21 protein-coding genes are annotated in these 21,295 nt (G+C 62.1%); all 21 read left to right on the top strand.

The window, feature by feature from the left end:
* Positions 1–56 precede the first annotated feature (56 nt).
* The 21 genes from rpoC to rpsQ all read left to right on the top strand — a co-directional run bounded on the left by rpoC (position 57) and on the right by rpsQ (position 21,228).
* Positions 57–4,256 carry a DNA-directed RNA polymerase subunit beta' gene (rpoC, locus tag V1273_RS21880; RefSeq protein WP_334363369.1) on the top strand — a complete coding sequence of 1,400 codons (4,200 nt, stop codon included), beginning with the start codon at positions 57–59 and terminating at the stop codon, positions 4,254–4,256.
* A gap of 147 nt (positions 4,257–4,403) precedes the next feature.
* Positions 4,404–5,501 carry a helix-turn-helix transcriptional regulator gene (locus tag V1273_RS21875; protein ID WP_334410830.1) on the top strand — a complete coding sequence of 366 codons (1,098 nt, stop codon included), beginning with the start codon at positions 4,404–4,406 and terminating at the stop codon, positions 5,499–5,501.
* 236 nt (positions 5,502–5,737) lie between these two features.
* Positions 5,738–7,792, top strand: a complete 2,055-nt coding sequence (locus V1273_RS21870) for an FAD-dependent oxidoreductase (RefSeq protein WP_334410829.1) — start codon at positions 5,738–5,740, stop codon at positions 7,790–7,792.
* A gap of 161 nt (positions 7,793–7,953) precedes the next feature.
* Positions 7,954–9,972, top strand: a complete 2,019-nt coding sequence (locus V1273_RS21865; RefSeq protein ID WP_334410827.1) for an ABC transporter ATP-binding protein — start codon at positions 7,954–7,956, stop codon at positions 9,970–9,972.
* A 41-nt stretch (positions 9,973–10,013) separates the two neighbouring features.
* Positions 10,014–10,805 carry an MOSC domain-containing protein gene (locus V1273_RS21860; protein ID WP_334410825.1) on the top strand — a complete coding sequence of 264 codons (792 nt, stop codon included), beginning with the start codon at positions 10,014–10,016 and terminating at the stop codon, positions 10,803–10,805.
* A gap of 218 nt (positions 10,806–11,023) precedes the next feature.
* Entirely contained in the window at positions 11,024–11,341 is a 318-nt protein-coding gene (locus V1273_RS21855) for a hypothetical protein (RefSeq protein ID WP_334410824.1), read from the top strand.
* Between the two features lie 427 nt (positions 11,342–11,768).
* A complete protein-coding gene (rpsL, locus tag V1273_RS21850) occupies positions 11,769–12,140 on the top strand; it encodes a 30S ribosomal protein S12 (RefSeq protein WP_027536823.1) in 372 nt (123 codons plus the stop codon).
* 15 nt (positions 12,141–12,155) lie between these two features.
* Complete coding sequence (gene rpsG, locus V1273_RS21845) at positions 12,156–12,626, top strand: 30S ribosomal protein S7 (RefSeq protein WP_028349061.1); 471 nt, start codon at positions 12,156–12,158, stop codon at positions 12,624–12,626.
* Between the two features lie 29 nt (positions 12,627–12,655).
* Entirely contained in the window at positions 12,656–14,728 is a 2,073-nt protein-coding gene (gene fusA / locus V1273_RS21840) for an elongation factor G (protein ID WP_334363362.1), read from the top strand.
* Between the two features lie 40 nt (positions 14,729–14,768).
* On the top strand, positions 14,769–15,959 hold the full coding sequence (gene tuf / locus V1273_RS21835; RefSeq protein WP_161855313.1) for an elongation factor Tu: 1,191 nt from the start codon (positions 14,769–14,771) through the stop codon (positions 15,957–15,959).
* Between the two features lie 93 nt (positions 15,960–16,052).
* Positions 16,053–16,361 (top strand): 30S ribosomal protein S10, encoded by a 309-nt coding sequence (gene rpsJ, locus V1273_RS21830; protein ID WP_002712302.1) that lies wholly within the window; start codon positions 16,053–16,055, stop codon positions 16,359–16,361.
* Between the two features lie 52 nt (positions 16,362–16,413).
* On the top strand, positions 16,414–17,136 hold the full coding sequence (gene rplC, locus V1273_RS21825) for a 50S ribosomal protein L3 (RefSeq protein ID WP_057843579.1): 723 nt from the start codon (positions 16,414–16,416) through the stop codon (positions 17,134–17,136).
* Between the two features lies 1 nt (position 17,137).
* On the top strand, positions 17,138–17,758 hold the full coding sequence (rplD, locus tag V1273_RS21820; protein WP_334410823.1) for a 50S ribosomal protein L4: 621 nt from the start codon (positions 17,138–17,140) through the stop codon (positions 17,756–17,758).
* Positions 17,755–18,054, top strand: a complete 300-nt coding sequence (locus V1273_RS21815; RefSeq protein WP_028349056.1) for a 50S ribosomal protein L23 — start codon at positions 17,755–17,757, stop codon at positions 18,052–18,054. Before rplD ends, V1273_RS21815 begins: the two co-directional genes overlap by 4 nt.
* Before the next feature lie 12 nt (positions 18,055–18,066).
* Positions 18,067–18,900 (top strand): 50S ribosomal protein L2, encoded by an 834-nt coding sequence (rplB, locus tag V1273_RS21810; RefSeq protein ID WP_334363359.1) that lies wholly within the window; start codon positions 18,067–18,069, stop codon positions 18,898–18,900.
* Between the two features lie 12 nt (positions 18,901–18,912).
* Entirely contained in the window at positions 18,913–19,191 is a 279-nt protein-coding gene (gene rpsS / locus V1273_RS21805) for a 30S ribosomal protein S19 (protein ID WP_025588653.1), read from the top strand.
* Positions 19,192–19,201: 10 nt separating this feature from the next.
* Positions 19,202–19,588, top strand: a complete 387-nt coding sequence (rplV, locus tag V1273_RS21800; protein ID WP_028349054.1) for a 50S ribosomal protein L22 — start codon at positions 19,202–19,204, stop codon at positions 19,586–19,588.
* A gap of 19 nt (positions 19,589–19,607) precedes the next feature.
* The gene (rpsC, locus tag V1273_RS21795; RefSeq protein ID WP_334410822.1) at positions 19,608–20,312 is read left to right on the top strand and encodes a 30S ribosomal protein S3; all 705 of its coding nucleotides are present in this window, start codon (positions 19,608–19,610) and stop codon (positions 20,310–20,312) included.
* Between the two features lie 30 nt (positions 20,313–20,342).
* A complete protein-coding gene (gene rplP / locus V1273_RS21790; RefSeq protein ID WP_028349052.1) occupies positions 20,343–20,756 on the top strand; it encodes a 50S ribosomal protein L16 in 414 nt (137 codons plus the stop codon).
* A gap of 5 nt (positions 20,757–20,761) precedes the next feature.
* Positions 20,762–20,968 (top strand): 50S ribosomal protein L29, encoded by a 207-nt coding sequence (gene rpmC / locus V1273_RS21785; protein WP_028349051.1) that lies wholly within the window; start codon positions 20,762–20,764, stop codon positions 20,966–20,968.
* A gap of 11 nt (positions 20,969–20,979) precedes the next feature.
* Entirely contained in the window at positions 20,980–21,228 is a 249-nt protein-coding gene (rpsQ, locus tag V1273_RS21780) for a 30S ribosomal protein S17 (RefSeq protein WP_028349050.1), read from the top strand.
* Positions 21,229–21,295: the final 67 nt, after the last annotated feature.

The raw sequence follows: 21,295 nt of genomic DNA, 5'->3' as shown, positions 1-21,295 counted from the left end.
CCAAATAAAAGTTTCGAATTTGCTGCCGGTGACGACCGGCACGCGAGGAGAAGACGATGAACCAAGAAATTATGAATCTCTTCAATCCGACGACTCCGGCCCAGGTCTTCGACCAGATCCGGATCTCGATTGCGTCCCCGGAGAAGATTCTGTCCTGGTCCTACGGCGAGATCAAAAAGCCGGAGACCATCAACTACCGGACCTTCAAGCCGGAGCGCGACGGCCTGTTCTGCGCCCGCATCTTCGGGCCGATCAAGGATTACGAGTGCTTGTGCGGCAAGTACAAGCGCATGAAGTACAAGGGCATCATCTGCGAAAAGTGCTCGGTCGAAGTGACGCTGTCGCGCGTCCGGCGCGAGCGCATGGGTCATATCGAACTGGCGGCACCTGTTGCCCACATCTGGTTCCTGAAGTCGCTGCCGTCGCGCATCGGCCTTCTGCTTGACATGACGCTGAAGGATCTCGAGCGGATCCTGTACTTCGAATACTACGTCGTGCTGGAGCCGGGGCTGACCGCGCTCAAGGACCGTCAGCTCTTGTCGGAAGACGAGTACCTGAAGGCGCAGGACGAATACGGCCAGGATTCGTTCACCGCCATGATCGGGGCGGAAGCGATTCGCGAGCTGTTGAAGGGTCTTGAGCTCGAAAAGCTCGAGCAGTCCCTGCGCGCGGAGATGCAGGAGACTGAATCCGACATCAAGCACAAGAAGCTCGCCAAGCGCCTGAAGATCGTCGAAGCGTTCCGCTATTCCGGCAACAAGCCGGAGTGGATGATCCTGACCGTGGTGCCGGTGATTCCGCCGGACCTGCGTCCGCTGGTGCCGCTCGACGGCGGCCGCTTCGCGACCTCGGATCTCAACGACCTCTACCGCCGCGTCATCAACCGCAACAACCGCTTGAAGCGGCTGATGGAGCTGCGCGCGCCCGACATCATCATCCGCAATGAAAAGCGCATGCTGCAGGAGGCTGTCGACGCGCTGTTCGACAACGGCCGCCGCGGCCGCGTCATCACCGGCGCCAACAAGCGCCCGCTGAAGTCGCTGGCCGACATGCTCAAGGGCAAGCAGGGCCGTTTCCGGCAGAACCTGCTCGGCAAGCGCGTCGACTATTCGGGCCGTTCGGTGATCGTGGTCGGTCCCGAGTTGCGGCTGCATCAGTGCGGCCTGCCGAAGAAGATGGCGCTCGAACTGTTCAAGCCGTTCATCTACTCGCGGCTCGACGCCAAGGGTCTGTCCACCACCGTGAAGCAGGCGAAGAAGCTGGTCGAAAAGGAGCGTCCCGAGGTCTGGGATATCCTCGACGAGGTGATCCGCGAGCATCCGGTGCTGCTCAACCGCGCGCCGACGCTGCACCGCCTCGGCATCCAGGCATTCGAGCCGGTGTTGATCGAAGGCAAGGCGATCCAGCTCCATCCGCTGGTTTGCGCGGCGTTCAACGCCGACTTCGACGGCGACCAGATGGCCGTGCACGTTCCGCTGTCGCTGGAAGCGCAGTTGGAAGCGCGCGTCCTGATGATGTCGACCAACAACATCCTGCATCCGGCGAACGGTCAGCCGATCATCGTGCCGTCGCAGGACATCGTGCTCGGCCTCTATTATCTCTCGATCATGCGTGAAGGCCTGCCCGGCGAGGGCAAGATCTTCGGCGACATGGCCGAGCTCGAGCACGCCCTGCATTCGAAGGTCATCCACCTCCACACCAAGATCAAGTACCGGTGGGAGGGCACCGACGAGAGCGGCAAGGCGACCAAGCGCTGGATCGAGACCACTGCGGGCCGCGTCATGCTCGGCAACGTGCTGCCGAAGAACCCGCGGATTTCGTACGAGATCATCAACAAGCTGATGACCAAGCGCGAAATCTCCGGCGTGATCGACCAGGTCTACCGCCACTGCGGTCAGAAGGAGACCGTGATCTTCTGCGACCGCATCATGGCGCTCGGCTTCTACAATGCGTTCAAGGCCGGCATCTCCTTCGGCAAGGACGACATGGTCGTGCCGCACAGCAAGTGGAAGATCGTCGACACCACCCGTACGCTGGCGAAGGATTTCGAGCAGCAGTACAACGACGGCCTGATCACCCATGGCGAGAAGTACAACAAGGTGGTCGACGCCTGGTCGAAGGCGACCGAAGAAATCGCCAAGGAGATGATGAAGGAAATCTCCTCGACCAAGAAGACGCCGAAGGGCGCCGACGCCGACATCAACTCGATCTACATGATGGCGCATTCGGGCGCGCGCGGTTCGCCGGCCCAGATGCGTCAGCTCGCCGGCATGCGCGGCCTGATGGCGAAGCCGTCGGGTGAGATCATCGAGACGCCGATCATTTCCAACTTCAAGGAAGGTCTGTCGGTGCTCGAATACTTCAACTCGACCCACGGCGCCCGCAAGGGTCTCGCGGACACCGCGTTGAAGACCGCGAACTCCGGTTACCTGACCCGCCGCCTGGTCGACGTCGCGCAGGACTGCATCATCACGCAGGACGATTGCGGCACCAAGCTCGGCATCAAGATGCGCGCCATCGTGGATGCCGGCACGGTCGTTGCTTCGCTGGCCTCGCGTATTCTCGGCCGCACCGCGGGCGAGGATCTGCGCGATCCCGCGACCAACAAGGTCGTGGTCAAGCGCGGCACGCTGATGGAGGAGACGCATGTCGACGCCATCCAGCAGGCCGGCATCCAGGAAGTGAAGATTCGCTCGGCGCTGACCTGCGAACTCGTCAACGGCATCTGCGGCAAGTGCTACGGCCGCGATCTGGCCCGCGGCACGCCGGTCAACCACGGCGAGGCGGTCGGCGTCATCGCCGCCCAGTCGATCGGTGAGCCCGGCACGCAGCTCACGATGCGCACGTTCCACATCGGCGGCGCGGCGCAGATCAACGAGCAGTCGTTCGTCGAATCGAACTTCGAGGGCAAGGTCACCATCAAGAACAAGTCCATCGCCCGAAACAGCGAAGGTCACTTGATCGCGATGGTTCGCAACATGGTCGTTGCGATCGTCGATGCCGACGGAACCGAGCGTGCGACCCACCGCATTCAGTACGGCGCGCGCATGCACGTCGACGAAGGCGACATGGTCAAGCGCGGCCAGCGCATCGCGGAGTGGGATCCCTACACCCGTCCGGTTCTCACCGAAGTCGAGGGCACCATCGGGTTCGAGGACCTCGTCGAGGGTCAGTCGATCTCGGAAACGCTCGACGAATCCACCGGTATCGCCAAGCGCGTCGTCATCGATTGGCGTGCGTCGCGCGGTGGTGCCGACCTGCGTCCGGCCATCGTGGTCAAGGGCAAGGACGGCAAGGTGCTCAAGCTGCCGCGCGGCGGCGATGCCCGCTACATGCTGTCGGTCGACGCCATCCTGTCGGTAGATACCGGCGCGAAGGTCAAGGCCGGCGACATCCTGGCGCGTATCTCGACCGAAAGCGCCAAGACCCGCGACATCACCGGCGGTCTGCCGCGGGTGGCCGAACTGTTCGAGGCCCGCAAGCCGAAGGACGCGGCGATCATCGCGGAAATCGCCGGCACGATCCGTTTCGGCCGCGACTACAAGAACAAGCGCCGCATCTCGATCGAGCCGATGGACAAGACCGAGGAGCCGCGCGAGTACCTGATCCCGAAGGGCAAGCACATCCATCTGCAGGACGGCGACATCGTCGAAAAGGGCGATTTCATCGTCGAAGGCAATCCGGCGCCGCACGACATCCTGGCGATCAAGGGCATCGAGGAACTCGCTGCCTATCTGGTCAACGAAATCCAGGAGGTCTACCGGCTGCAGGGCGTGCTCATCAACGACAAGCACATCGAGGTGATTGTCCGTCAGATGCTGCAGAAGGTCGAAGTCACCGACCAGGGCGACACCGACATGATCTCGGGCGAACAGGTCGACAAGATCGAGTTCGACGCGCTCAACCTGAAGGCCAAGGAAGAGGGCAAGAAGCCTGCCACGGGAACGCCGGTTCTGCTCGGCATCACCAAGGCGAGCCTGCAGACCCGCTCGTTCTTCTCGGCGGCCTCGTTCCAGGAGACCACCCGCGTGCTCACCGAAGCCGCCGTCAACGGCAAGGTGGACCCGCTGGAAGGCCTCAAGGAAAACGTCATTGTCGGCCGGCTGATCCCGGCGGGCACCGGCGCCTCGATGGCCAAGATCCGCGAAGTCGCCGTCAAGCGCGACAAGCTGATCCTGGACGAACGCGAGAAGCAGGCGGCCATCGTGCCGACCGCTCCGGAAGCCGAACCGCTGGCGCTGCCGCCGGCGGAGTAAGGGTTCCACGCCAATCAACAGGAAAGCCGGCTGCGAAGCCGGCTTTTTCTTTTTGCGAGCGAGGATATTGCTTCACCCGGATGGGTGACCGCTGCTATCAAGTCAGGAAATGGCCTCCTGCCATAACGGTAATGTTTGCAATTCCCCATGAGCGGCTCGGCTCATTCTGAACCCCTGATCGACCGCATTTACGAGGCGGGGCTCATTCCGTCGCTTTGGCCGGCTGTGCTCGGCGAACTCAGCGCAGCGATCGGCGGCAACGGCGGCTTTCTGTTCGGCGTGCGCGATGGCTACACGAGCGCGGTCAATTCTGTCGAATATGACCAGCTCATGCCGGTGTTCATGGGAGAGGGATGGAGCGAACGCGATCCAAATCTGCCGCGCGCCATTGCCCTCAATCATGCAGGCTTCGTCACTGACTATGATCTCCTCTCGGAGGAGGAGATTGCGACCAACGACGTCTATTGCAACTTTTACCGCAAGCACGGCCTTGGCTACCGCGCCGGGACGATCATTCCGATGCCGAGCGGCGATTCAATTGCGATCGTGATGCCGCGGCATCAGGATCATGGCCCGGTGCCGCGCGAAGTCGTCGCCTTGCTGGATGGATTGCGTCCCCATCTGGCCCGGGCTTCGCTTGCGGCAAACCGCATCGGCTTCGAGCGCGCCCGTGCGCAGGCTGACGCGTTGCAGGTGCTTGGCCTGCCAGGCGCGGTGTTGCGCGGGCGCGGCCAGATGTTCGCCGCAAACGGTCTGTTCGAAGCGCTGGTCCCTTCGCTGTTTCAGGATCGTATCGAGCGCGTCACGATGACGGATGTCGCGGCGGACGCGCTGCTTGCGGAAGCGCTCGGTCCGCGGTCTCTTGCTGATGGTCGTACCGTCAAATCGATACCGATCGCTGCGACGGCAGACCGCGTGCCGATGGTGCTACATGTGATCCCCGTGCGCGGCGATGCGCGCGATATCTTCACCCAGGCCACCGCGCTATTGGTGGTGACGCCGGTCGATCGCGCCGTGGTGCCGACGGCGGAAGTCCTGCAAGGCTTGTTCGACCTGACGCCGGCGGAGGCGCGCGTGGCGCGGGGCATTGGCCAGGCTGTCACCATCGATGCGCTTGCGGATGCGACGGGCGTCAATCGGGAGACGGTGCGCAGCCAGCTCAAGGCCGTGCTATCGAAGACCGGTCTGTCACGCCAGCAGGAACTTGTCAGCCTGCTCGCCGGCAAGGCGTTTCGTGGGAGTTAGACAACCGCGCCGTGCAGCTCCGGAGGCGAAACGGCCGGCAGAATGAGACCCCGCAAGAATACGGTGCGAGGACAAAAGGCCGGCGCAAGGCGGCCTTTTTGCTGCTTTCTTTCTTTGTTGCGGTGCGAGGACCTGCTTTGTTCATCTTCCCTTCAGGGTGAAAAGGGCTTTTGGTAATTTAGTTTAGACCGGCGCCTCCTTTGGGGAGGGGGCGGCGGAGGGGCGACGGAACTTACATGTTGGATCTTGCAATCGTTGGGGGCGGCCCAGGCGGCTTGATGAGCGCCTGGTATTTGAAGAAAAAGCTTGGCGATCTCTGCCGCGTCACGATTTACGAGGCGTCCGACCGGGTCGGCGGCAAGATCGTCTCGCGCAAATTCGATTCCGCGCCGGCCATGTATGAAGCAGGCGTCGCCGAAATCTACGATTATTCGATGACCGGCCCAGATCCCTTACGGGAGCTGATCCAGCATTTCGGATTGCAGACGATTCCGATGGACGCCGAGCAGGTGCACCTCGACGGCGTGCTGCTCAACGACGTGCCGGGCATGCGCCGCAAGTATGGCGAGAAGACCGCGGCTGCGATCGAGGCGTTCCGCAAGCGCTGCGCCGACCTGGTGTCGCCGATCGAATATTACGAGGGTGTCGGCGCCCACGATAACGAGCATCCCTGGGCCTACATGACCTGCGAGGAAGTGCTCGACAAGGAAGTCGACGATCCCACGGCCAAACGCTTCTTCAAGGTGATGGCGCGCTCGGATATCGCAACCGAGGCCCACAACACCAACGGCCTGAATGCGCTGAAGAATTTCGTGATGGACATCGACGGCTATATCGGCCTGTACTCGATCCAGAACGGCAATGAGCAGTTGATCGAATGCCTGCGCTCGGAAGTCGACGCTGACATCCAGCTCAATCACCGCGTGCTGAGGGTCGGAAAAACCGCTGCCGGCCGCTATCAGCTCAACATGATGAACGGGAAGGGCCCCGAGACACGGGATTTCGATCTGGTCTTGATGTGTCTGCCGCATTCCTGGCTCGCCACCATGGGCTGGGACGGCGAGGAATTGCGCAAGTCGATGGTTAAGCACGTCGCCTATTTCGACCGTCCGGCGCATTACTTGCGGGTCTCGATCCTGTTCGACGAACCGTTCTGGGGCGAGAAGATCCCGGGCGCCTGGTTCATGTCGGAAGCGTTCGGCGGCTGCTGCGTCTACAACGAGGGCGCCCGCCACGACGTCGGCAGGCACGGCGTGCTCAACTGGCTGATCGCGGGCTCGGACGCACTGGCATTTGCCAATCTCAGCGATCAGGAACTGATCGATGCCGCCATCAAGTCGCTGCCGGCTTCGTTCGGCAACGCCCGCGATCATTTCCTGGAAGGCAAGATTCACCGCTGGCTGTCGTCGGTGAATGCGCTGCCCGGCGGCCTGCCGGTGCGCGACGTCATGACCAACCATCGCCCCGAGCCGAAGCAGCATCCGGGAATCGTGGTGGTCGGCGATTATCTTTTCGATTCGACGCTGAACGGGCTGCTCGATTCCTCCGACGCCGCCACCGACATCATTTTGACCGAGATGATGCGGTTGCGCCGCGCGCGTGCGCAACAGGGCGAGGTATCGCCCGACAAGATCGATCGCAGCTATTTCGAGAATTACCGCGGGCTGGGCCCCTACAGCGAAGTCTGGAGCCAGTTTACCGATCCGGCCTATCTGACGGAACTCATCAAGATCGTCTGGAGCAGGACCAAGGGTTACAAGCTCCTGGTCGCCGGCTCCGCCAGCGGGGAGTTGGTGGGCGCGCTGCGCGAGCGCGGCATCGATGCCTGGGGTATCGAGAACAACCGGGCGATTCACGCCAAGACGCCGACGGCGCTGAAGAAGTTCAACAAGCTCGGCTCGATCGTCGACATGCCGTTCAAGGACGACGAGTTCGATTTCGTGTTCGAGACCAGTCTGTGTCATGTCGCCGAAAAGCAGGTCCCGCGGGCGGTGCGCGAACTGAACCGCGTCGTGAAGACCGGCCTGGTGTTCGGGTCGGTGACGTCGGACATGGCCCCTGCACTGATCGACCGTTACGATCTGTTGCGCGGCGTGAAGAAGCTCGGCACCTGGTGGGAATGGTCTGAATTATTCTTCGGCAACGGATTCGACCTCTCGATGCACCGGCGCGACTGCACCGATGCGGTATGGGCAGCGACGCTGGCTGCCAACAAGGGGCCGGGGCGGTGGTATGCCGACGCCGACAGCCTGCGCTATTCGTTTTTTGACAAGGTCGAATCGGACGATTGAGCACTGACTGGTTGTATTGAGCGTGACCGCTCCGCTGAAGCAGGGCCGGTCACGCCAATGTTTGCCGAATTGATCCCGATCGCATAGAATCCTTGCGGTAGCGCCCGCCGCTGCCGCGTTCGATTTGCGGTCATGCCGGCCGTGCAGCATCGGTTGGTTTCATGGCGCCCAAGCCTCCGTCCTCGGATGATCAGAATCCCGCGCCGGCGGACGATCCTGAGCTTGCGAAGAAGCTCGCGGCCGGGGCTGCTGCACCCGTTGCCGGTGGTAAGGCGGCCGGCATCGCCCCCGATGCTGACAAGGACGACGAAGAGGACGAGATCGAGCTCGACGACGATGATGATGACGAGGACCTCGTCGTTTTCACCGCCAAGGAAGCCGCCGGCGCGCTGGCGACCTTCTACGGCTTCGTCAAGCCGTATCTGGGCAATTACAGGAAGCTGCTCGTCTTCGTGACCTTCGGCGTTCTCGTCGAGACACTGTTCAACGTCATCATGCCGTTGAGCCTGAAATTCCTGATCGACGATGCGCTGGGCGAAGAGGATTTTCAGGCGCTCTACAAGATTCTCGGCGTGCTCGCGGTCGCCGGTATCATCACCTCGATCATCGCGGTCTGGTACGAGCGCTGGGATGCGCGGCTGGCAGCGTGCGTCATTGCCGATGTGCGGACGCGGCTGTTCGAGCACGTTCAGAACCTGCCAGCGTCGTATTTTGCCCGCACCAAGCGCGGCGAAATCCTCTCGCGCTTCTCGATCGACCTCGCGGCCTTTGAGGGCTCGGTCAAGACGTTCGCCAACAGCGCCGCTTTGCCGTTCCTGGAACTGGTCGCCGGCATCATCCTGATGCTGTTTTTGAACTGGCAGCTCGCGGCGGTCGCCCTCCTGGTATTCCCGATCACGCTGATCGGGCCGCGAATCCTGACGCCGAAGGCGGTGCAGGCGAATTACGAGCAGAAGCTTAATGAAGCGGCACTGCTCGGCACGGTGCAGGAAAACGTGGCTGCGCAGGCCGTGATCAAGGCGTTCAGCCTGCAGCGGCGCACGCTCGGCTGGTTCACCATGCGCAACCAGGATGTGCGCATCAAGACGGCGTCCGCCGTGTTCCTGTCAACCATGGTGGAGCGCACCGTCACCATTTCGGTGCTGCTGCTGCATCTCGTGGTGCTGGCGATCGGCGCCTATCTCGCCACCAAGGGCCAGATCACCATCGGCACCTTCGTCACCTTCGAGAGCGCGTTCTGGGAGGTGTCCTACAACATCGCCCATTTGATGCATTTCATCCCGGTGTCGATCCAGTCGGCGGCGGCCGTGCGGCACATCCAGGAACTGCTGGATGAGCCGACCCGCGGCGCCGACCGGCCGGGCGCGCCGGATTTGCCGCCGATCACCAACGACATCACCTTCGAGCGCGTCACCTTTGCCTACGAAGGCAGCGAGACGCCGGTGCTCGACAATTTCAGCCTCAAGCTCGATGTCGGCAAGCGCATCGCGATCGTGGGGCCGAGCGGCTCGGGCAAGAGCACGCTGCTCAACCTGATCCTGCGTCTTTACACGCCGGACGAGGGGCGGGTGGCGATCGACGGCGTCGATATCCGCCGCGTGACCCGCGAGTCGCTGCGCGGAGGCATGGCCGTCGTGTTCCAGGACAACATGCTGTTCAACATGTCGATCCGCGAGAACATCCGGCTTGGCAAGGAAGGCGCCACCGACAAGGAGGTCGAGGAAGCCGCGCGCAAGGCCGAGATTCACCGCTACATCATGAGCCTGCCGCAGAAATACGACACGCCGGTCGGCGAGCGCGGCGACACGCTGTCCGGCGGCCAGCGCCAGCGCATCGCGATCGCGCGCGCCATCATCCGCAATCCCTCGCTGCTGCTGCTCGATGAAGCGACCTCGGCACTCGACCAAACCACGGAAGCCGCGATCAACCGCACGCTGATGAAGGTGGCGGAAGGACGCACCATGATCTGGTCGACCCACCGGCTGACGTCGGTGGTCGAGATGGACGAGATCATCGTGATTTCAGGCGGCAAGGCAATTGAGCGCGGCTCGCATGCGCAGTTGCTCGCGGCCAACGGCGTCTATCGCAAGCTCTGGGACGACCAGGGCCACACGCCGTATAACGCCGCCGCTCAGGCCGACGTCGACAACGAAGACGACGATGATGATGACGATGAGTAGTCCAGACTGCCGCGATCAGGAAATGTCAGACGAGAATTGTAATGAAGGTTGTTGGGCGACTTGAAAGCGTTTGGCGTTACCCGGTAAAGAGCATGCCGGGAGAATCCCTACCCGAGGCTTATGTCAGCTTTGCCGGCGTGCTCGGCGACCGGCTCTACGCTGTCCATCATGGGGGCGCGCCCAAGGCCTTTCCATTCCTCACCGCACGAAGCAGGAAGGAAATGCTACGATTTCGCCCGAGGTTTCGCCGTCCCGAGCTGACGCTTGTACCGGGCAACCTGACCGATGCAGAAACCCGCGGTCCTGGCCTGACACCGCTGTTTCCATCTAGCGAAGATCTGGCGCTTGAGATCGAAGCGCCGAACGGAAAAACTCTGTCGGCGTCCGATCCGGCGCTGTTGGGTCTGATCGGAGGTGATCAGCTCAACGCTTCCGACCTGACCATCATACGCTCGGACCGCGCCCTAACGGACTGTCGCCCGCTTTCGTTGCTTGCAACCCAGACGATCGACGGAATTGGCCGCGAGGTGGGCTTGACGCTCGACAAGCGTCGCTTTCGCGAAAACCTCTATGTCGATCTCAATTCCGGTGAAAGCTTTGCCGAAGACGAATTCGTCGGCCGGCGACTGCGGATCGGTCCGAAACTGACGGTCCACATTCTGGAACGCGATATCCGTTGTCGCATGATCAGCATTGATCCGGAGTCGCTCGAAGAGAATCCCGAGATTTTGCGGTATGTAGCAAAGAATCACGACGGGAGAGCCGGCGTCTACGCCGCTGTGCTGGTGGCGGGTCTGGTTCGCCCGGGTGACGATATCGTTCTTCAGGATTAGCCCGCCTTCGGCGCGGACCGCGCCGATTAGCGCGTCACACATCATACCGTATTGGCGCTCGGTGGCCGAATCGCGTGATCCAGTTCTCGCCGTGGTGGCCGAGCGCAGCACCGAATCGGCGACTCCGGTCTGGTAGAAGCGGCCGAACTGCTCGTCGCTGCTGATTTTTCCGAACGCGGAAGTCGAATGGACAGATCTGATGCCCCACGCGCCCGAGCATGGCGGCCGCGGTCGAACCGGCGAAGCCGCCGCCGATGATCGCAATATCGGTGTGCTTCACGAAGAATTCCGGCCTTGTTGCGCACGTTTTGCGCTCGGAATGGCAAAGAGAGGCCCGGCCGGGGGAAAACTGGAACCAGGGAATCATGTTTCGGGCTGTATTTACCCGGGTAAAATATGCGACTCGATCCGCTCCGAAGAGGGCAGGGCATCGCCATTTCGGCTTTTCCGATTTCGCGGCAAACGCCGAATCCGCAGACGCCATAGGCGTTTCCAGCGTTCTCGTTTTGCTTGACTTAGCTATCCGCCGCTTATAGAAGACGCCCACTTAACGACAGGCGGTGAGCTACGCCAGCGTCGGAACGGATCACCCTTTCAAATCCTTATGGGAAATTCCTAAAGGTACTGGACGGGCACCAACCTCGACGAATGCCGCTCAAACGCTGTCGATCATATAGCTAGGCAATGCCAGGACGATTTTAGTTCTCTTGAGCACGTCCTCTTGAGAGTGAACTCGGGTGCATGATCTCGGTAGCGGGCCGGACAGCGAACGCTGATCGGCCTTAATTCGCGATCCTCTGTGGCGTCGAAGCGCTTTCCGCCCAGCGATGGGTGGTTGGCGCGATTTCGCTTTGCGCGGATGTTTTTTTTCGCGTGAGGCGGGCCGAACGGAACGGCTAGTTCCGAGAAGAATTTACGAAAGCCATTCCAGGTTTTCGCGTGAACTAAAGGGTGAAGGCTGACATGCCGACGATCAACCAACTGATCGCAAATCCGCGTACGGTACAGAAGTCGCGCAAGAAGGTGCCGGCGCTGCAGCAGTCGCCGCAGAAGCGCGGCGTTTGCACGCGCGTCTACACCACGACCCCGAAGAAGCCGAACTCGGCGCTTCGTAAGGTCGCCAAGGTGCGCCTGACCAACGGCTTCGAAGTGATCGGTTACATCCCGGGTGAAGGCCATAACCTTCAGGAGCACTCGGTGGTCATGATCCGCGGCGGCCGCGTCAAGGACTTGCCCGGCGTGCGCTACCACATCCTCCGCGGCGTCCTCGATACCCAGGGCGTCAAGAACCGTAAGCAGCGTCGTTCGAAGTACGGCGCGAAGCGTCCGAAATAAGCGGGAACTGACACGATGTCTCGTCGCCATTCTGCCGAAAAGCGTGAAGTCAACCCGGATCCGAAGTTCGGGAACATCATCATTACGAAGTTCATGAACTCGATCATGTACGACGGCAAGAAGTCCGCCGCCGAAAACATCGTGTATGGCGCGCTCGCCATGATCGAGGCCAAGACCAAGCAGGGGCCGCTCACGGTGTTCGAGCAGGCGCTGGAAAACGTCATGCCGACCATCGAAGTACGGTCGCGCCGCGTCGGTGGCGCCACCTACCAGGTGCCGGTCGAAGTGCGTTCGGTCCGCCGCCAGGCGCTGGGCATTCGCTGGCTGATCACGGCCGCACGCGAGCGCAACGAAAAGACGATGACGGAGCGGCTCTCGGCCGAGTTGCTCGACGCGTCGAACAACCGGGGAAACGCCGTCAAGAAGCGTGAAGACGTGCACCGGATGGCGGAAGCCAACCGCGCCTTCTCGCATTATCGCTGGTAACGGCGAAGAACGGATTTAAGGAACAGCCCATGCCCCGCCAACATGCCATCGAGGACTACCGTAACTTCGGTATCATGGCGCATATCGACGCCGGCAAGACCACGACCACCGAGCGCATCCTCTATTACACCGGCAAGAGCCACAAGATCGGCGAAGTGCACGAAGGTGCCGCGACGATGGACTGGATGGAGCAGGAGCAGGAGCGTGGCATCACGATCACCTCGGCTGCGACCACCGCGTTCTGGAACGGCAAGCGGCTGAACATCATCGACACCCCCGGCCACGTCGACTTCACCATTGAAGTCGAGCGTTCGCTGCGCGTGCTCGACGGCGCGGTATGCGTGCTCGATTCCAACCAGGGCGTCGAACCGCAGACCGAAACCGTGTGGCGCCAGGGCGACAAGTACAAGGTTCCGCGCATCGTCTTCGCCAACAAGATGGACAAGACCGGCGCCGACTTCTTCAAGTGTCTGGCCGATATCGTCGACCGCCTCGGCGCCAAGCCGATCGCGATCCAGCTTCCGATCGGCGCCGAGAACAATTTCAAGGGCCTCGTCGATCTCGTGAAGATGCAGGGCATCATCTGGAACGATGAATCGCTCGGCGCGAAGTTCGACTATGTCGACATCCCGGCCGACCTCGTCGACCAGGCCAAGGAATACCGCGAGAAGATGGTGGAAGCCGCCGTCGAACTCGACGACGACGCCATGGCCGCTTACCTTGACGGCAAGGAGCCGGACGAGGCGACGCTGAAGCGCCTGATCCGCAAGGCGGTGCTGACCGGCGCGTTCTATCCGGTGCTGTGCGGCTCGGCGTTCAAGAACAAGGGCGTGCAGCCGCTGCTCGACGCCGTCGTCGACTACCTGCCGTCGCCGATCGACGTGCCTGCGATCAAGGGTACCGACGATGACGGCAACGAAGTGGTGCGCAAGGCCGACGACAAGGAGCCGCTGGCTCTGCTCGCGTTCAAGATCATGGACGACCCGTTCGTCGGCACCATCACCTTCTGCCGCATCTATTCGGGCATCCTGCAGTCGGGCACCGGGGTCATCAATTCGACCCGCGAGAAGAAAGAGCGTATCGGCCGCATGCTGTTGATGCATGCGAACAACCGCGAAGACATCAAGGAAGCCTATGCCGGCGACATCGTCGCGCTGGCTGGCCTGAAGGAAGCGCGCACCGGTGACACGCTGTGCGATCCCGACAAGCCGGTGATTCTGGAAAAGATGGAATTCCCGGAGCCGGTGATCGAAATCGCGATCGAGCCGAAGTCGAAGGCCGACCAGGAAAAGCTCGGCGTCGCGTTGGCGAAGCTCGCTGCCGAAGATCCGTCGTTCCGCGTGTCGACCGACCAGGAGTCCGGCCAGACCATTTTGAAGGGCATGGGCGAACTCCATCTCGACATCAAGGTCGACATCCTCAAGCGCACCTACAAGGTCGATGCCAACATCGGCGCGCCGCAGGTGGCGTTCCGCGAGCGCGTCACCAAGCGCGCTGAAGTCAAGTACACGCACAAGAAGCAGACCGGCGGTACCGGTCAGTTCGCCGAAGTGTCGATCATCGTGGAGCCGAACGAGCCCGGCAAGGGCTACGAGTTCGAGTCCAAGATCGTCGGCGGCGCTGTGCCGAAGGAATACATCCCCGGCGTCGAAAAGGGCCTCAACAGCGTGATGGGCTCGGGCGTGGTCGCCGGCTTCCCGGTGGTCGACGTCAAGGTTCAACTCGTCGACGGCAAGTACCACGACGTCGACTCGTCGGCGCTGGCCTTCGAAATCGCATCGCGCGCGGCATTCCGCGAAGCGCTGCAGAAGGGCAAGTCTGTTCTGCTCGAGCCGATCATGAAGGTCGAAGTGGTGACCCCGGAAGACTATACCGGTTCGGTCATCGGCGACCTGAATTCCCGGCGCGGCCAGATCCAGGGCCAGGACATGCGGGGCAACGCCAACGTCATCAACGCGATGGTGCCGCTCATGAACATGTTCGGGTACGTGAATAACCTGCGCTCGATGAGCCAGGGGCGTGCGACCTTCACGATGCAATTCGATCACTACGCTGAAGCGCCGGCGAACGTGTCGGCAGAAGTCCAGAAGAAGTTTGCCTGATTGTCGTTGGTTGCAAGCTAACGACTGAACGGAGAGTCAAATGGCCAAAGCAAAGTTTGAACGTACTAAACCGCACTGCAACATCGGAACCATCGGTCACGTCGACCATGGCAAGACATCGCTGACCGCAGCGATCACCAAGGTGCTGGCTGAAACCGGCGGTGCGACGTTCACGGCGTACGACCAGATCGACAAGGCGCCGGAAGAGAAGGCGCGCGGCATCACCATCTCGACCGCTCACGTCGAGTATGAGACGAAGAACCGCCACTATGCCCACGTCGACTGCCCCGGCCACGCCGACTATGTGAAGAACATGATCACCGGCGCCGCCCAGATGGACGGTGCGATTCTGGTCGTGTCGGCGGCCGACGGCCCGATGCCGCAGACCCGCGAGCACATCCTGCTCGCCCGTCAGGTCGGCGTCCCCGCGCTCGTCGTGTTCCTGAACAAGTGCGACATGGTCGACGATCCGGAGCTGCTCGAGCTCGTCGAGCTCGAAGTTCGCGAACTGCTCTCGAAGTATGAATTCCCGGGCGACAAGATCCCGATCATCAAGGGCTCGGCGCTCGCCGCCCTCGAAGACAAGGACAAGAAGCTCGGCCACGACGCCATCCTCGAGCTGATGCGCAATGTCGACGAATACATTCCGCAGCCGGAGCGTCCGGTCGACCAGCCGTTCCTGATGCCGGTGGAAGACGTGTTCTCGATCTCGGGCCGCGGCACCGTCGTCACCGGCCGTGTCGAGCGCGGCATCATCAAGGTCGGCGAGGAAATCGAAATCGTAGGCCTGCGCGACACCCAGAAGACCATCGTCACGGGCGTCGAAATGTTCCGCAAGCTGCTCGATCAGGGCCAGGCCGGCGACAACATCGGCGCGCTGCTCCGCGGCACCAAGCGCGAGGAAGTCGAGCGTGGCCAGGTGCTGGCGAAGCCGGGTTCGGTCAAGCCGCACACCAAGTTCAAGGCTGAGGCCTACATCCTGACCAAGGAAGAGGGCGGTCGTCACACCCCGTTCTTCACCAACTACCGGCCCCAGTTCTACTTCCGCACCACCGACGTGACCGGCGTCGTGCACCTGCCCGAAGGCACCGAGATGGTGATGCCGGGCGACAACATCGCGATGGAAGTGCACCTGATCGTGCCGATCGCGATGGAAGAAAAGCTGCGCTTCGCGATCCGCGAAGGCGGCCGCACCGTCGGCGCCGGCGTCGTCGCCGCCATCATCGAATAAGCGAATAGGGAATGGCGAGTAGCGAGTGGACCAGTTCCATTCGCTATTCGCCGCTCACCACTCGCCCTACGCGACAAAGAAAGACAAACGGCAATGAACGGCCAAAATATTCGCATCCGTCTCAAGGCGTTCGACCATCGAATCCTCGATACGTCGACCCGCGAGATCGTGAACACGGCGAAACGTACCGGTGCCCAGGTTCGCGGACCCATTCCGCTGCCCACCCGCATCGAGAAGTTCACCGTCAACCGTTCGCCACACGTCGACAAGAAGAGCCGCGAGCAATTCGAGATGCGCACCCACAAGCGCCTTCTCGACATTGTCGACCCGACCCCGCAGACCGTCGACGCTTTGATGAAGCTCGATCTGGCCGCCGGTGTCGACGTCGAGATCAAGCTCTAAGATTTTTTAGCTCGTCCGACTTTAGCGGACAGAAAGAACAGGAAGCACGCCGATGCGCTCCGGAGTGATCGCACAAAAGGTCGGGATGACGCGGGTCTTTACGGAGGCCGGCGAACACATCCCTGTGACCGTGCTGAAGCTGGGCAATTGCCAGGTGCTGGGCCACCGCACGACCGAAAAGAACGGTTACGTCGCGCTGCAGCTCGGTGCGGGTACCCGCAAGACCGTGTATCTGCCGAAGGCGGAGCGCGGCCAGTTTGCCGCGGCCAAGGTCGAGCCCAAGCGGAAAGTCGCCGAATTTCGCGTCTCGGAAGATGCGCTGATTCCGGTTGGCGCCGAGATCCAGGCGGACCATTTCGTGGTCGGCCAGTTCGTCGACGTCACCGGCACCTCGGTTGGTAAGGGCTTTGCCGGCGGCATGAAGCGCTGGAATTTCGGCGGCCTGCGCGCCACCCACGGTGTGTCGGTTTCGCACCGTTCGATCGGTTCGACCGGCGGACGTCAGGATCCCGGCAAAACCTTCAAGAACAAGAAGATGCCCGGTCACATGGGTGTCGACCGCATCACCACGCTTAATTTGCGTGTGGTGCAGACCGACGTCGAGCGCGGTCTGATCCTGGTCGAGGGTGCCGTTCCCGGCTCCAAGGGCGGCTGGATCTCGGTGCGCGACGCCGTGAAGAAGCCGTTGCCGAAGGAAGCTCCGAAGCCCGGCAAGTTTAGGGTTGCTGGCGGTGAGCAGGCTGCTGCTGCGCCGGCCGAGCAGGAGGGCGCGTGAGATGGAACTGAAAGTCACGACGCTTGAAGGTAAGGAAGCCGGATCGGTCCAGCTCTCGGACGCGATCTTCGGTCTCGAGCCGCGCGCCGACATCATCCAGCGTTGCGTGCAATGGCAGCTCAACAAGCGCCAGGCCGGCACGCACAAGGCGAAGGGGCGCGCCGAAATCTGGCGCACCGGCAAGAAGATGTACAAGCAGAAGGGCACCGGCGGCGCCCGTCACGGCTCGGCCCGCGTGCCGCAGTTCCGCGGCGGTGGCCGTGCGTTCGGTCCGGTGGTTCGCTCCCACGCGATCGGCCTGCCGAAGAAGGTGCGGGCGCTGGCGCTCAAGCATGCGCTCTCGGCGAAGGCCAAGGATGGCGGCCTGATCGTGATCGACAGCGCGCAGGTCAAGGAAGCCAAGACCAAGGCGCTGGTCGGCCATTTCAACGGCCTTGGGCTCACCAACGCGCTGATCATCGACGGCGCCGAGCTCAACAACGGTTTCGCGACCGCGGCCCGCAACATTCCGAACATCGACGTGCTGCCGATCCAGGGCATCAACGTCTACGACATTCTGCGCCGTCAGAAGCTCGTGCTGACGAAGGCGGCAGTCGATGCGCTGGAGGCGCGCTTCAAATGAAGAATATCGATCCGCGCCATTACGACGTGATCGTAGCCCCCGTCGTCACCGAAAAGGCGACGGTAGCGTCCGAGCACAACAAGGTCGTGTTCAAGGTCGCCAGCAAGGCGACCAAGCCGCAAATCAAGGAAGCCGTCGAGAAGCTGTTCGACGTCAAGGTGAAGAGCGTGAACACCCTGGTCCGCAAGGGCAAGACCAAGGTGTTCCGCGGCAATTTCGGTTCGCAGTCGGACGTCAAGCGGGCTGTCGTGACCCTCGAAGAGGGCCACCGCATCGACGTCACCACCGGACTATAAGGCGACACAGCGATGGCATTGAAAACATACAATCCGACGACGCCGGGCCAGCGCCAACTGGTGATGGTCGACCGTTCGGCGCTCTACAAGGGCAAGCCGGTGAAGGCGCTGACCGAGGGCAAGCTCGGCAATGGCGGCCGCAACAACACCGGCCGCATCACCGTGCGCTTCCGCGGCGGCGGCCACAAGAAGGCCTACCGCCTGGTGGACTTCAAGCGGAACAAGGTCGACGTGCCCGCCATCGTCGAGCGGCTGGAATATGATCCGAACCGCACCGCGTTCATCGCGCTGATCAAGTATCAGGACGGCGAGCAGGCCTACATCCTGGCGCCGCAGCGGCTGGCCGTGGGCGACACGGTGGTTGCCGGCAACTATGTCGACGTGAAGCCCGGCAACGTCATGCCGCTCGGCAACATGCCGGTCGGCACCATCGTCCACAACATCGAGATGAAGATCGGGAAGGGCGGCCAGATCGCCCGTTCCGCCGGCACCTACGCCCAGATCGTCGGCCGCGACCAGGAATACGTCATTCTGCGCCTGAACTCGGGCGAACAGCGCCTGGTGCACGGCCGCTGCCGCGGCACCATCGGTGCGGTGTCGAACCCCGATCACATGAACATTTCGATCGGCAAGGCCGGCCGCACCCGCTGGCTGGGCTGGCGTCCGCATAACCGCGGCGTCGTCATGAACCCGATCGACCATCCGCACGGCGGCGGCGAAGGCCGCACCTCGGGCGGCCGCCACCCGGTCACGCCGTGGGGCAAGCCGACCAAGGGCAAGAAGACCCGTTCGAATAAGTCGACCAATCGATTCATCCTCCTAAGCCGCCACAAGCGGAAGAAGTAAGGAACGCCGGACATGGTTCGTTCAGTCTGGAAAGGCCCGTTCGTCGAAGCCTCTCTGCTCAAGAAGGCAGATGCTGCGCGCGCGTCCGGCCGTCACGACGTCATCAAGATCTGGAGCCGCCGCTCGACCATCCTGCCGCAGTTCGTCGGCCTGGTGTTCGGCGTCTACAACGGCCAGAAGCACGTGCCGGTCTCGGTCAACGAGGAAATGGTGGGTCACAAGTTCGGCGAGTTCTCGCCGACCCGTACCTTCCATGGCCACTCTGGCGACAAGAAAGCCAAGAAGGCTTGAGGAATAGACGATGAGCAAACCAAAGCGCGAACGTAGCCTCGCGGACAACGAGGCCAAGGCAGTCGCCCGGATGCTGCGCGTCAGCCCGCAGAAGCTCAATCTTGTCGCGCAGTTGATCCGCGGCCGGAAGGCGTCTGCTGCGCTCGCCGACCTGCAGTTCTCGCGCAAGCGGATCGCGGTCGACGTCAAGAAGTGCCTGGAATCGGCGATCGCGAACGCCGAGAACAACCATGACCTCGAGGTCGACGATCTCGTCGTCGCCGAGGCCCATGTCGGAAACGGCATCGTCATGAAGCGTTTTTCGCCCCGCGGCCGTGGCCGTTCGGGCCGTATCTATAAACCGTTCTCGCACCTGACCATCGTGGTTCGTCAGGTCGAGGCCGAGGCAAGCGCTTAAAGCGGCGCAGGAGAAAACGATGGGTCAAAAGATCAATCCAATCGGACTGCGTCTCGGCATCAACCGCACGTGGGATTCGCGTTGGTTCGCCGGCAAGAGCGAATACGGCAAGCTCTTGCATGAAGACGTCAAGATCCGCGAGATCCTGCACAAGGAGCTCAAGCAGGCGGCCGTCGCCCGCATCGTGATCGAGCGTCCGCACAAGAAGTGCCGCGTGACGATCCACTCGGCGCGTCCGGGCGTCGTGATCGGCAAGAAGGGCGCCGATATCGACAAGCTGCGCAAGCGGGTTGCCGACATCACGGCTTCCGACGTCGTCATCAACATCGTCGAAATCCGCAAGCCCGAACTCGATGCCACCCTGGTTGCCGAATCGATTGCGCAGCAGCTCGAGCGCCGCGTCGCTTTCCGCCGCGCCATGAAGCGGGCGGTGCAATCGGCGATGCGCCTTGGCGCCGAAGGCATCCGCATCAACTGCTCGGGCCGTCTCGGCGGCGCCGAAATCGCGCGCATGGAGTGGTATCGCGAGGGCCGCGTGCCGCTGCACACGCTGCGCGCCGACGTCGATTACGGCGTGGCGACGGCGTTCACCACGTTCGGCACCTGCGGCGTCAAGGTCTGGATCTTCAAGGGCGAGATCCTCGAGCACGATCCGATGGCCCAGGACAAGAAGATGGCCGAAGGCGATACCGCGCGTCCGCGCCGCGACACCGCCGCAGCGTGAGACATTAGGAAGGTTTGAGGGCTCAAAGCCATGATGCAACCAAAGAAAACGAAGTTCCGGAAGGCGCATAAGGGCCGTATCCACGGCGTTGCGACTTCGGGTGCGACGTTGTCGTTCGGCCAGTTCGGCCTGAAGGCGATGGCGCCCGAGCGCGTCACTGCCCGCCAGATCGAAGCCGCGCGCCGCGCGCTGACCCGCCACATGAAGCGCGCCGGCCGCGTCTGGATCCGCGTGTTCCCGGACGTGCCGGTGTCGAAGAAGCCCGCCGAAGTCCGCATGGGTTCCGGCAAGGGAACGCCGGAATTGTGGGTGGCGCGGGTCAAGCCCGGCCGGGTGATTTTCGAGATCGACGGCGTCAACGTGCAGACCGCGAGGGAAGCGCTCACGCTCGCCGCCGCCAAGCTGCCGATCAAGACGCGCTTCGTCGCGCGCATTGCGGAGTAACACTCATGGCCCCGATGAAAGTTGAAGACATCCGCGCGATGAGCGACGACCAGAGGGAGGATGCCGTCCTCAATCTGAAGAAGGAACGCTTCAACCTGCGTTTCCAGCGCGCCACCGGGCAGTTGGAAAACACCTCGCGGCTGCGCGAAGCCCGCCGCGATATCGCCCGCATCAAGACCATCGCCGCGCAGGTTCGCGCGAAGAAGAAGTAAGAGGCCGTATTATGCCGAAACGTACCCTTCAGGGCGTGGTCGTGAGCGACAAGCAAGCCAAGACGGTGGTGGTGCGCGTCGATCGCCGCTTCACCCATCCGATCTACAAGAAGACGATCCGCCGCTCCAAGAACTACCACGCGCATGACGAGAACGGCGAGTTCAAGCCGGGCGACATGGTGTGGATCGAGGAGAGCAAGCCGATCTCGAAGTTGAAGCGCTGGACCGTGGTCCGGGGCGAACAGAAGAAAACCGCCTGAGATTCGTTCGGCCTGGCCGGATGAGTAATCGGGAAAATTTTAGGCGCTAATTCGAGCGCATCAGAAA

Source organism: Bradyrhizobium sp. AZCC 1721, assembly GCF_036924715.1.
GTDB lineage: Bacteria > Pseudomonadota > Alphaproteobacteria > Rhizobiales > Xanthobacteraceae > Bradyrhizobium.
Note: the sequence above shows the minus strand (reverse complement) of the source record. Positions and strands in the feature narration are given on the sequence as shown.

Coding starts and splice junctions, on each gene's coding strand:
- rpoC (WP_334363369.1), top strand. CDS start 57: ATGAACCAAGAAATTATGAATCTCTTCAATCCGACGACTCCGGCCCAG.
- V1273_RS21855 (WP_334410824.1), top strand. CDS start 11,024: ATGGCGGCCGCGGTCGAACCGGCGAAGCCGCCGCCGATGATCGCAATA.
- V1273_RS21870 (WP_334410829.1), top strand. CDS start 5,738: ATGTTGGATCTTGCAATCGTTGGGGGCGGCCCAGGCGGCTTGATGAGC.
- V1273_RS21865 (WP_334410827.1), top strand. CDS start 7,954: ATGGCGCCCAAGCCTCCGTCCTCGGATGATCAGAATCCCGCGCCGGCG.
- rpsQ (WP_028349050.1), top strand. CDS start 20,980: ATGCCGAAACGTACCCTTCAGGGCGTGGTCGTGAGCGACAAGCAAGCC.
- rplB (WP_334363359.1), top strand. CDS start 18,067: ATGGCATTGAAAACATACAATCCGACGACGCCGGGCCAGCGCCAACTG.
- V1273_RS21815 (WP_028349056.1), top strand. CDS start 17,755: ATGAAGAATATCGATCCGCGCCATTACGACGTGATCGTAGCCCCCGTC.
- rplD (WP_334410823.1), top strand. CDS start 17,138: ATGGAACTGAAAGTCACGACGCTTGAAGGTAAGGAAGCCGGATCGGTC.
- V1273_RS21860 (WP_334410825.1), top strand. CDS start 10,014: ATGAAGGTTGTTGGGCGACTTGAAAGCGTTTGGCGTTACCCGGTAAAG.
- rpmC (WP_028349051.1), top strand. CDS start 20,762: ATGGCCCCGATGAAAGTTGAAGACATCCGCGCGATGAGCGACGACCAG.
- rpsG (WP_028349061.1), top strand. CDS start 12,156: ATGTCTCGTCGCCATTCTGCCGAAAAGCGTGAAGTCAACCCGGATCCG.
- fusA (WP_334363362.1), top strand. CDS start 12,656: ATGCCCCGCCAACATGCCATCGAGGACTACCGTAACTTCGGTATCATG.
- rplV (WP_028349054.1), top strand. CDS start 19,202: ATGAGCAAACCAAAGCGCGAACGTAGCCTCGCGGACAACGAGGCCAAG.
- rpsC (WP_334410822.1), top strand. CDS start 19,608: ATGGGTCAAAAGATCAATCCAATCGGACTGCGTCTCGGCATCAACCGC.
- rplP (WP_028349052.1), top strand. CDS start 20,343: ATGATGCAACCAAAGAAAACGAAGTTCCGGAAGGCGCATAAGGGCCGT.
- rplC (WP_057843579.1), top strand. CDS start 16,414: ATGCGCTCCGGAGTGATCGCACAAAAGGTCGGGATGACGCGGGTCTTT.
- rpsJ (WP_002712302.1), top strand. CDS start 16,053: ATGAACGGCCAAAATATTCGCATCCGTCTCAAGGCGTTCGACCATCGA.
- rpsL (WP_027536823.1), top strand. CDS start 11,769: ATGCCGACGATCAACCAACTGATCGCAAATCCGCGTACGGTACAGAAG.
- V1273_RS21875 (WP_334410830.1), top strand. CDS start 4,404: ATGAGCGGCTCGGCTCATTCTGAACCCCTGATCGACCGCATTTACGAG.
- tuf (WP_161855313.1), top strand. CDS start 14,769: ATGGCCAAAGCAAAGTTTGAACGTACTAAACCGCACTGCAACATCGGA.
- rpsS (WP_025588653.1), top strand. CDS start 18,913: ATGGTTCGTTCAGTCTGGAAAGGCCCGTTCGTCGAAGCCTCTCTGCTC.